The 10,485-nt window shown below is 41.0% G+C and carries 8 protein-coding genes and 1 pseudogene; 2 read left to right on the top strand and 7 right to left on the bottom strand.

The window, feature by feature from the left end; genetic code table 11:
- Positions 1-161: 161 nt before the first annotated feature.
- On the bottom strand, positions 162-404 hold the full coding sequence (locus V7L05_RS17875) for a hypothetical protein (RefSeq protein WP_335165939.1): 243 nt from the start codon (positions 402-404) through the stop codon (positions 162-164).
- A 251-nt stretch (positions 405-655) separates the two neighbouring features.
- Between V7L05_RS17875 and V7L05_RS17870 the strand changes: the two genes are divergently transcribed.
- Complete coding sequence (locus V7L05_RS17870; protein WP_335165937.1) at positions 656-1,162, top strand: hypothetical protein; 507 nt, start codon at positions 656-658, stop codon at positions 1,160-1,162.
- A 20-nt stretch (positions 1,163-1,182) separates the two neighbouring features.
- Here the strand turns inward: V7L05_RS17870 and V7L05_RS17865 are convergent, their stop codons facing one another.
- On the bottom strand, positions 1,183-1,371 hold the full coding sequence (locus tag V7L05_RS17865; protein ID WP_012413105.1) for a hypothetical protein: 189 nt from the start codon (positions 1,369-1,371) through the stop codon (positions 1,183-1,185).
- A 329-nt stretch (positions 1,372-1,700) separates the two neighbouring features.
- On the opposite strand from V7L05_RS17865, the pseudogene infC reads away from it, so the two are divergent.
- Positions 1,701-2,136 (top strand): annotated as a pseudogene (gene infC / locus V7L05_RS17855) (translation initiation factor IF-3).
- A 119-nt stretch (positions 2,137-2,255) separates the two neighbouring features.
- Here the strand turns inward: infC and V7L05_RS17850 are convergent.
- The 5 genes from V7L05_RS17850 to V7L05_RS17830 all read right to left on the bottom strand — a co-directional run bounded on the left by V7L05_RS17850 (position 2,256) and on the right by V7L05_RS17830 (position 10,382).
- Positions 2,256-8,117: a trifunctional serine/threonine-protein kinase/ATP-binding protein/sensor histidine kinase gene (locus V7L05_RS17850; RefSeq protein ID WP_335165931.1), complete on the bottom strand. Its 5,862-nt coding sequence runs from the start codon at positions 8,115-8,117 to the stop codon at positions 2,256-2,258.
- Positions 8,118-8,476: 359 nt separating this feature from the next.
- Positions 8,477-8,881, bottom strand: a complete 405-nt coding sequence (locus tag V7L05_RS17845) for a hypothetical protein (RefSeq protein WP_335165929.1) — start codon at positions 8,879-8,881, stop codon at positions 8,477-8,479.
- 66 nt (positions 8,882-8,947) lie between these two features.
- Entirely contained in the window at positions 8,948-9,286 is a 339-nt protein-coding gene (locus V7L05_RS17840) for a hypothetical protein (RefSeq protein ID WP_335165928.1), read from the bottom strand.
- 16 nt (positions 9,287-9,302) lie between these two features.
- A complete protein-coding gene (locus tag V7L05_RS17835; protein ID WP_335165926.1) occupies positions 9,303-9,527 on the bottom strand; it encodes a KilA-N domain-containing protein in 225 nt (74 codons plus the stop codon).
- 180 nt (positions 9,528-9,707) lie between these two features.
- On the bottom strand, positions 9,708-10,382 hold the full coding sequence (locus V7L05_RS17830; RefSeq protein WP_335165925.1) for a type 1 glutamine amidotransferase domain-containing protein: 675 nt from the start codon (positions 10,380-10,382) through the stop codon (positions 9,708-9,710).
- Positions 10,383-10,485: the final 103 nt, after the last annotated feature.

Here is a 10,485-nt window from a genome sequence, read left to right as displayed (position 1 = left end):
CAATTCAGCAGTATTTGCTTCAGATGTCAGTTTTTCAGCAAGTGTTGCTAATTGCTGCCAAACCAACGTTGGGAGGATTAAAGCAAAGGGAGCCATGTCTGAAGATAACTGTCATTTTAGAGGAACAGATTTCGGGAAAGAGAGTTGATATATGAATTTACCTAAGCAAGACCATTTAAATCACAGCTTATTAAACCAGATACGTTATCAGGTTGAAATCTTAGAAATTCATAATCCCAAATTAGCCGTACATCACGGTTAAAGAAAAGTTTGGGGCTATATCCCTGCTCGATTAACTCCTTTGTTAAACCTTGCAAAATTTCTGTAGAATTGCCTTCAAATAGGTACAGCCGACTACCTAACTTTTGCAGATTTGAGTCGAGATTTTCCAATGAATCAAACAATCATTTTTAAGATGGATATCAGCTAAGTGTGCGTTAGAATTGAATGAGTAGCAACTTGATTGACTTGAAGTTAGATTAAAGAATCGAGGGTAAAAGTTGCTCACAGGGCAAAGTTTAATAATTGGGTCATTGATAAGTTTTTTATACAGCATTCGTGGTACGCAATAAAACTACTGTCAAAGAAACTGTATGCAAACGGTATAACCCAGAACTAGCGATGTACAAGATTAATATTTACAGGCTTTAAAAGTATGGCTAAGGTAACAATTTCAATTGGGCTAACTGATACAGAAGTCAAAGCTTTATCGGCAATGCAGATTTCCGAAAATGAGTCATTGAATCATACAGCGACAAGATTGCTCCAGGGAATCCTGGGTCAGACAAAAGCTGGACTGGCGTTATCTAATGGTGATGAGATTAAGGAAATAGTTAAGCAAGAAGTAAATGCTTTAGCTGCGTCTACACCTGATGGGGAAGAGATAAAACAGGTGATTAGGCAGGAATTAGCCCAAGCGATCGCTCAGATTAACGGTTTAATAGATGAGCGTAATGGTGGAGTTGCCCTACAAACACAAGAGGCTGTTTCCGTTGAGCAGCAAGTCTTACCAGATTATTCAGCAATACGCGAAAATATCCTTTCTAAATTGAAAACAGGTAAGCAGTCAGCAGCCAAGGCAATTGACGCTTTTATTGAGGAACTGGGTGCTGTAAAGGAAGAACAACAGCCAGCAACTGTGAAATTAGATGTAGCAAGTTAGGATTTTTGTGCTGGCGACTATTAACCAGTCAACTTAATCACACCTTGGCTGACTAAATGTTCAAGCTGAGAATGATGCTGTGTTTGCTCCCGTAGCAACTTGAGTTGCTCGTAAGTGAGAATATGTAATCCGGGACGGACAACATAACCTTGAATGGTAATGCTTTGTGGTTGCTGGCTATCGGTGCGGTTGTAGGAAATTGAAGGCATATTTACATTATGTAAGTTAGAACTGATTAGTAGAAGAAAGTTTAATTCTTCATTCTCTTACAGCTTCACACAAGTTCCTCTTAAAAGGTGACAATAGGATGAATCAATGCCAAAGCATACAGAAAATTCCTAATAGAAGCGCCCATATTATGCAGGTTCTGTAAAAAAGAGGAGCAAAGGATTAGGTTACGATAAATTTATACAACAAGGCTGTTATATTAATAGTCGGCATGGCTAACACTCTATAGATTTGTAATACATGGGAGTCAAACGTTATCGCAATTCCAAAACAACTAATAAACTCGCAAATCAAGTCACCCCAAGTTTTCTTGATTGACCATGAGAATAATAATCGTGGTTTGACCGATACCAATGAAGCATTACAGCTAGCCGAAAGCCTAGAGTTAGACCTAGTATTAGTGTCTGAAGGAAAAGAGGCTCCAGTTGTAAAGATTCTGAATTATGGCAAGCTTACAGTATCAAAAGAAAAAGCGTCAGTCACAAAGTGCTAGACCAGTAGTAAAAGAAGTTCGGTTTGGTTTGAATATAGGTGTGGCTGATTATAAGTTACGCATTGAACAAGCAGTTGGGTGGTTGAGTAAAGGTGATTCGGTGAAGTTTGCTGTTCGTTTACGAGGTCGAGAACATCAATATCATGACCAAGCTGGAGAACTACTAGACCGGGTTGTAAGTGATCTGAAGTCTGTAGGTAAAGTTCAATCACTTGATAAGCGTTCATTAATTGCTTTAATTATTCCTGCCTAAGTTGCGATCGCTCTTGACTGCTTCTTGGCGAGTAACGTTACTGCAATTAAACACTTTTGGTGTAAGTATACTGCACAAACAGTATCTTATTGCTGCTTTTTTTATCTAAAGGATCTCTTTTAAATTTCTTTTATAAATAGCTTCTCAGTAATGGGAATATAAATTATAAATTCTGTTCCTTTTCCTAAAACAGAATTCACTTCAATTCTACCCCCATGTATTTCTTCCACAATTTGTTGTGCGATCGCTAGTCCTAGTCCTGTGCCTTTTCCCACTTCTTTTGTAGTAAATAAATGGTCAAATATGCGTGCTTTTACATCTTCGTTTATTCCTGTGCCGTTATCAGCAATTGATATTTTTAAGGTATGATTTTCAATGATAGCTCTCACTCTAATTTTATGTGGATTTAGCTTAAAATGCTCAAAGCTCCGACCTCTACTTGACTCATCTAAAGCATCAATAGCATTAGCTAAAATATTCATAAATACCTGATTTAATTGTCCAGGGAAACACTCGATCTGCTGTAAATTATCGTATTCAGTTACAACTATAATTTCTGGACGTTGCTCATTCGCTTTCAGGCGATGTTTGAGAATTAAAATTGTACTATCAATGCCTTCATTGATGTTAAATGGCACTTTATAATCTTTATCGCCCCGGGAAAAAGTTCTTAAGCTGGTGCTGATATTTTTTAATCGCTCAGAAGCGATAAGCATTGCGTCAACCATGTTTGGTATGTCTTCTAAGCTATAGTCTAAGTCAATTTCTTCAGCATGGTCGAGAATTTCTACTTTCGGATTTGGTAGAGCTTTTTGATATAATTTTAGGTGTTCAGTGATATCAGCCAAGATAGGTTTAGCTTGTTGGAGGCTAGTCGAAATAAAGCCGAGGGGATTGTTCATTTCGTGAGCTACTCCAGCAACTAAGTTACCAAGTGCAGACATTTTTTCATGTTGTATCATTTGCAGTTGAGCTTGTTGCAGTTCTTGCAGAGCATTTTCCAGTTCTTGAGATTTTTGCTTAACAGCAGCTTCACCAAGTTTGCGATCGCTAATATCAATTAAAATTCCATCCCATACCATTTCACCATCCTCGCCGCGTTCTGGCTGAGAAGCAGCTTTTACCCACTTGATATTCCCATTGGGTGTAACAATGCGCCACTCATGCTGAAATGGGCTAAGATTTTGTGCTGACTCAACAACTGCCCGAAAAGCCTCTGCTCCATCGTCGGGATGTTCAAAATCACGCAGGCTAGATTTCCCTGACAGGAAATCTTCTGCTGGGACTTCGTAAAGAGTTTGACATCCAGAACTGACGTAGGGTACAGAAGCTGAACCATCGGCTTTAATTCGGATCTGATAAATCATGCCAGGAACATTATCTGCTAGTTTCTGAAAGCGGGCTTCACTGAGCCGTAATTTTTCTAGAGATTGTTCCAACTGTTGAGTATAAATTTGTGCATCTTCATAAAGACGCGCATTTTCTAGAGAAATGGCCGCTTGGGTACAAAGAAAGTTGAGAATGAGGATGCGATCGCTTGTAAACACACTACTAGTAGAACGATTCTTTAAATACAAAATTCCAATTAAGCGTCCTTGGTTGAGAATTGGCAAGCACAACAAACTTTTTGGTTGTCGTTGACTTAAATATTCATCAATTACAGGTAAATTGGTTTTGAGTTCGTCAATCATCACAATTTCTTCGGTGTTTTTGACGTACTGTATCAACTTAACTGGTAAGTTAGGGTTGCCCTCTAAGGGTTCGGCACAAAGTTCTGTAGTTTCGGGTGTAGCAATGGCTCTTACCAACCATTTTCCTTGAGTATTAGGTAGGATTAAGGCACAACGCTCGCCCCCAGAATGTTGCAGAATAATCTGTGTTAATCTGTGCAGTAGTTCGTCCAGTTGAATTGTGCCGGAAATGGCTTGGGAGGCTTTGAGGATAGCAGCAAAATCAAAGCTACTAATGTCAGTGCTAGAAGAACGACCCAAAAGAGTGGAATTATGAACCGAGAGCGGGCGACTAACGCTGCTCGATATGGTTTCCAGCATATGCAGTGATTGTACTCTCTGCTGGAGAATAACGCGTACTAAATCGGGATAGCGGTTTTCCAAATCCTCGGTTTTGGCTTTTGCGCCCCAACGAGCGTAACAGTAGTATGCCTCCTGCATATAGCCTGCTGCCACCTTCTGTTTGCCCCAACTTAGATAAAATTTAGCGGCCAGTTCATTGCTGAGTGCTTCATCTTGCACATAACCATGTGTTTTGGCTTGGGCAATAGCTAAATCGTAATGTTCCATCGCCTCAGTAAATTGACCAAGCACTCGATAGCGTTCTGCTGCTACAAGTTGCCAACGATGTTGATGATTGAATGGGGCATGAGTAGCCCAAATTTGTAGTTTTTCCTGATGGGCATTGATTCGCTCTAAAATGGCTGATTGTTCTTGGGCATTAACATCGGTGTAGCGTGCTAGATGAATTAAAGCATCATAAAAAACTCGGACAACTACGACGAAATAGCCAGTTACAGCATTACTATACTGTTCTGCTAAGGTTGCTTGTTGTGAGGCTGCTTCGTATTCTCCGAACAAATAACAGAGAACAGCTTGATTGAAATGAAGATAGAATAACCCGGTGCGATTGCTGGCAGCTTGGAAGCTGGGTAAGATTTGGGCGGCATTGAAGACTTTGCCATCTAAACAATAGGGAACTTCCGCTTGTCCTAATAAATTGAGAATCGCTTGCTGGTAGCACTCTTGATATTTTAACGTTGCTTCTTGTTTGCCTTGGCTGATGACTTGCCGATAAGTCTCCATTTCCTGTGCCAAATCATTTAATTCTCGACCACTCCAATAGCTACACTGACTATATGACACTAAGTTCAACGCCATGCATACCCAATCTCCGGTTTCTAAGCCGCTCTGATAAGCCTCTAACAAAGATGGTATACTGTGATTTAATGGTTCTTTCCAGTGCCGAATAAAGCTGTTGACAATAAAGTAAGCTCTGCTTTTAAAAGCGTTAATCTGGTATTGTTCTAGTAACTTTAATGAAAGTTGTCCAAACTCATACCCAGCATCAATGTCTCCGATAAAACCACAAAGAGTTACTCCATAGTCTGCATAGGAAAAAATGGCAATAGATGAATTGCCAAACTGGATAGCCATCTCCACTTGCTTGGATGTGAGTAGTGGTAATAGTGTCGGTTTAGCAATGTACGCAGAGGAAACCAGTGTAGTCATTATTTGCATGGCTGCAAGTTGATGCGGATCGCTCATCGCAGGTAAATCCAGCAAACTTAAGGGTGCACGCCCCATCCATAGTTGCCTTGTCTGTTGGACTGCTGCGCTAATATCTGCCATCATTGGCTGTTCGGGAAATTCCACACCGAGTAATTTCAACACTTGCAATCCAGTCTCAATTACTTTAGCAAATTGACCTTGAGACCGAAATGCCGTCATTCGGGTTTCATAGACTTTAATAGTATCAAGCAAATAACTAACAGATTGCAACACAATGTCACCCCATCCTGCCAGCTTGTCAAAGTCTGTATTGAGGCAGGCAGCTTCTAAACGCTCATGATGCAGATTCAGTGTTAATCTGTAATGTTCTGCCCAGCCATCAAAGGGCAGTAAGTCAATACCTTGGGTACAATATTTGACAGCAGCATTATAAGCGATCGCTGCTTTGGCTTTACACGCCGCTAGCAAATTCAGTTGTGCCAACTCTAGTTTTTTGTCAAGCTGAGTTATCAAATCAATGCCTATATTTAAGTGATTGACAATTTCAAAGATATTGTCTAGTTGAGTTGCAGGCGTGTTAACGTGCAATAATTGACCGATCGCCAAATGAGTAGCTTGTTTTTGGTCTTCGGGAATTAAATAATAAGCAGCTTGTTGGACGCGATCGTGCAGAAAGCGATAAGCAACATTTTCGATATTGTTAGTATTAACTTCTTGCTGATGGCTGAGATAAAATTTATAAACTTGATTTTGCGGTAAAATCAATCCTTCTTGCAAAGCTTTCCACAAAGCATCTGCCACCACCTGTGACGACTGTTGTGAAACAATTGCCAAAGTAGTTAAATCAAAAGAGTTACCAATACAAGCAGCTAACTTCAGGATATTTTGCGTTTGCTGGGGCAATTTTTGTAACTGAGTAGCCATAAATTCCACCACATCATCAGTCACACATAGTGCATTGACTTGAGCAAAATCACATTCCCAGTAACCTTGCTCGTGATTAAATTTAATTTGTTTATCTTCGTATAAAGCCTTGAGAAACTGCGTGGTAAAAAAGGGATTGCCTTTAGTTTTGCGATTGATTAATTCTGTTAGAGGGCGCGATATCTGTGTCGTACAATGTAAAGTATCAGCCACTAACTGATTAGTATTATTCAAGTCAAGGGGGGCAAGAGTAATAGTATTAACAGTCTTGCCAGCCTTCTTGAGTTCTTCCACCTTCAACATAAATGGATGTACGGCTGACACTTCATTATCTCGATAAGCGCCTAACAAAAGAAGATGTTTTTGATTTTCCATTAGCAGCTTAATTAACTGTAGCGAAGCCAAATCTGCCCACTGTAAATCATCCAGAAACATTATTAGTGGATGTTCCCTTGTGGTGAAGACACCAATAAACTTTTGAAAGAGTAAATTAAACCGATTTTGTACCGCCGTTCCCGATAGTTCTGGTGCAAGCATTTGTTTACCAATTACCTGTTCTAATTCTGGAATTACTTCAATCAAAACTTGCCCATTCTCTCCAAGAACTTGAAGAATTTGATGGCGCCAGTGTACCAATTGTGCATCTGATTCTGACAACAATTGCGCCATTAAGTCCCGTAAAGCTTGCACAAAGGCGGATAAGGGAATATTACGATTGAATTGGTCAAACTTACCTTTGATAAAATAACCCTGCTGACGGGTAATTGGTTTGTGGACTTCATTCACGACAGCAGTTTTCCCAATCCCGGAAAATCCCGCTACTAGCACGATTTCTGATGTGCCGTGAGCCACACGCTCAAATGCTTGTAATAAGCTAGCTACTTCTGCTTTTCTGCCATATAACTTTTCCGGGATGAGGAAGCGAGCGCAGACATCCGACTGACCGATTTCAAAATCTCTAATTTTTCCTGTATCTTGGATTTGCGCTAAACAAAGTTCTAAATCATGCTTTAATCCCAAGGCACTTTGATATCTATCTTCGGCGTTTTTTGCCATTAACTTCATGACAATATTCCATAAAACCTTTGGTATTTCTTTGCTTCTGGCTTCTAGCTGCGATGGCATTTTCGCCAGATGACAATGTACCAATTCCATCGGATCATCACAATTAAATGGTAACTTTCCAGTTAATATTTCATAAAATGTTACACCCAGAGAATAATAATCGCTGCGGTAGTCGATACCACGGTTCATTCTGCCTGTTTGTTCTGGGGAAATATAGGCGAGAGTTCCTTCTAAAACATTTGGATTTTTAATTTCTTGGGTTTCTTTAGGTAGTAATGAAGCAATACTAAAGTCAATGAGTTGAATTTGTCTTGTATGGGGATGAATCAGAATGTTTGCTGGTTTAATATCTTTATGAATAATGCGATTTTCGTGTAACTCGTGGATAATACGGACTAGTTGAATAGCAATGTTTAAAACTTCTATTAAGGATAAACTTGAGTTTTTAATGTATTCTCTTAAAGAAATTTCTCCGATATCTGCCATCACCAAAATATAGCTATTGCCATAGGTTTCTAACGATAAGGGATGAATAATTCCAGCAATGTTAAGATTTTTACTGATTGTATACTGATGGCGAAATTGTAGTAATTCGTTAAAGCTGGGGTACTCTAAGGTCAGAAGTTTAATAACGACTGGAAATTGATCTGATTGGCGAATAGCTCGATACACGTTGGTTCTGGAGCCAGCGTACAGTTGAGAGTTAATTTGATATCCTGGAATGATGGGGATATAGTTCACAGTCGCCATCTCTACATACCTTATGACAGAATTTTGTTTTCCTTACTGACATTAGTATTCCCATTAACTTGATGTTGTATAACGCTATCGAGAGGAATTGATGGTTTTTTTCGGGAAAACCAATACTTTTTGGTCAGAAGCAAATCATAGCCGCAATGAATTAACTCAAATTATTCAGGGAGGTGGGAGAGTGAAAAAGGAGTACGATTCTCTCTATCAGTAATTCATGCGCTCGACGACAGTGGGCGTTTGCACCGAGAGCAAAGACGCAAAATAGTCCCTCATAAGTAAGCCACCCTACCCAAAAGGCTGGCCCCACCGTTCCCAGTTCTCCTTATTAAATGGACTTCGCCATTTTAGAATAAGGCTTAACTCCAACTCTTGCCGTGCGCGTCGCTCAACCGGAGCATCCCACCAAAATGCGGTGTTGACTGCTGGAGAGTAACCCATAGCGATAATGTAAATCCTGGTATAGGGCTATGTAATCTTTGCAGGCGTGTATAACTGAGTTTAAAAGACGGAGGTTGGTCGTAATACTCTAGAACATCTTCATCATGTTCGAGTTGGTAGATAAAAGGGAGTTCTACTTTATGAAACTCAAATTGAATGCTCAATCCCATCTTTCGACTAGGGTAACGTCCTGTAACATTGTTATGAGCGCCTCTGATACGACGGGAGGGAGCAGATGAGCGGACGTGTTGGATTTCCTGTTGTGCTTTCTCTGATAACTTTAGACAGCAGCACCATTGGTTAAATTCATCATCACTCAGCATGGCAATTTCCTCGCTATTCGACTCTCAGCATCGGGAGTGTAAGAATAGATACCGCCTAATATACATCTATATAGACAGCGATCGCATATCAAAAGTTTTGGCAGCGATCGCTGCAACCATCCGCCCCCATTGTTTACCTGATTCGGTTGGGCGATACGGGATTTTCCTGTCCAGTGTTCTGTATTGCAAACCAGCATGAACTAGCCAGTTGTTCACGGAAACTGCACTCATTCCAACTACCTCACCAATATCTGTAGGCTTAAGGTATGCATCATCGCTGACATTAGTAATTGCGATCGCACTTTTTAATTCATCAGCTGCTGGCTTCAGTGCCGGGTTGACTTTTGTGGCGGCGTTAATGGCTAACTGCGCGGTGAGAGATTTTTCTAAGGAATGCGAATTCACCTAGCAGCAGGGCTAACTATGCGGCTTCATGGGATGGGGCTAAATTTTGAGGTGTTTGCTCTTGTACTACCTCTATTTCACTTGCAAGCATTACCGTCATTAAGGTTCTGTTTGCCCAAATGCGAAATGAAACAGATACCCATCGGGCTAAATCAATGGCGATTTCTGGATGAACCCAAGTACCTTGTTCCTTGCCATACCCTTCAATTTCAATTATTAGAGACGATATGGGAATTCCCATATCGTTCCCAAGTGCTTGTAAAGTATGGTGAAAATAGGGCAACGCAAAAATAAGTAATCCAGGTTTTAAGGGCGGCCACTTTATCCTTTAATTCCGGGCATCTTTTCCTTCAAGTGACAGCATTTTCAACCATAAGCTGTCTGTTATGCAGCGACCCAGCACCGTCTTAAGGATGCTGCCTCAAGCAGACTCCAATAGCGCGATCATCTTCTCTGCGACACCTTTGGCAGAAGCAGGATTCTGTCCGGTGACGAGATTTCCATCGGCGATGCTGAATGCCTGCCAGGGTGCCGTCTTGTGGAAGAGTGCGCCTTGTTTGGTGAGCGCCGTTTCCAACTCGAAAGGCACATCAGCTTTTGCGTAGTTTTCTTCCTCCTCGTTCGTAAATGAACTGATATTCTTCTCGGCGAGCAGGAGAGTGTCGTTGCTCAACTTGACGTTCAGTAACGAGGCTGGACCGTGGCAAACGGCCCCAACAACAGCGCCTCGCTCGTATGTCTCTTTCACAACCTTTTTGAGAAGTGGATGTTCAGGCATATCGACCATTGGTGCCAAACCGCCAGGCATAAAGATGGCATCGTACTGGCTAACCTCCACGTCTGAGAGCTTCTTCGCTTTCTGCATTGAGGCCCACCCTTTTCCTACTAAGAAGGCTAGGTTGTCAGGGTCGTCAGCAAGATTGAGCGCATCCAGAAACGGCGTATCTCCGGTGAGACTTGCGAAATCAATTTGGTATTTTGCTCTGTCAAATTCAGCATAAGGATGTGCAACCTCTGGCAGAAAATTTCCCGTCCTTCGGTTGTTCGGACCAATAACGCACGCGTTCGATACGATAATGAGAATCTTCTTTGACATAACTTTTCCTTAGTACACGTCACCGCAAAAAGGGGTCGGAAATAGAGGAAAATATTTTTTGTAGGGTGGCAGGAGAAACCAGAATATGCAGGGACGTATCTCA

Origin of the sequence: Nostoc sp., from assembly GCF_036917755.1 — a bacterium.
Classification (GTDB): Bacteria; Cyanobacteriota; Cyanobacteriia; order Cyanobacteriales; family Nostocaceae; genus Nostoc.
The sequence above is the reverse complement of the archived record's forward strand: the minus strand, read 5'-3'. Positions and strand labels throughout refer to the sequence as shown.

Coding starts and splice junctions, on each gene's coding strand:
- V7L05_RS17870 (WP_335165937.1), top strand. CDS start 656: ATGGCTAAGGTAACAATTTCAATTGGGCTAACTGATACAGAAGTCAAA.
- V7L05_RS17865 (WP_012413105.1), bottom strand. CDS start 1,371: ATGCCTTCAATTTCCTACAACCGCACCGATAGCCAGCAACCACAAAGC.
- V7L05_RS17850 (WP_335165931.1), bottom strand. CDS start 8,117: ATGGCGACTGTGAACTATATCCCCATCATTCCAGGATATCAAATTAAC.
- V7L05_RS17845 (WP_335165929.1), bottom strand. CDS start 8,881: ATGCTGAGTGATGATGAATTTAACCAATGGTGCTGCTGTCTAAAGTTA.
- V7L05_RS17835 (WP_335165926.1), bottom strand. CDS start 9,527: ATGGGAATTCCCATATCGTCTCTAATAATTGAAATTGAAGGGTATGGC.
- V7L05_RS17830 (WP_335165925.1), bottom strand. CDS start 10,382: ATGTCAAAGAAGATTCTCATTATCGTATCGAACGCGTGCGTTATTGGT.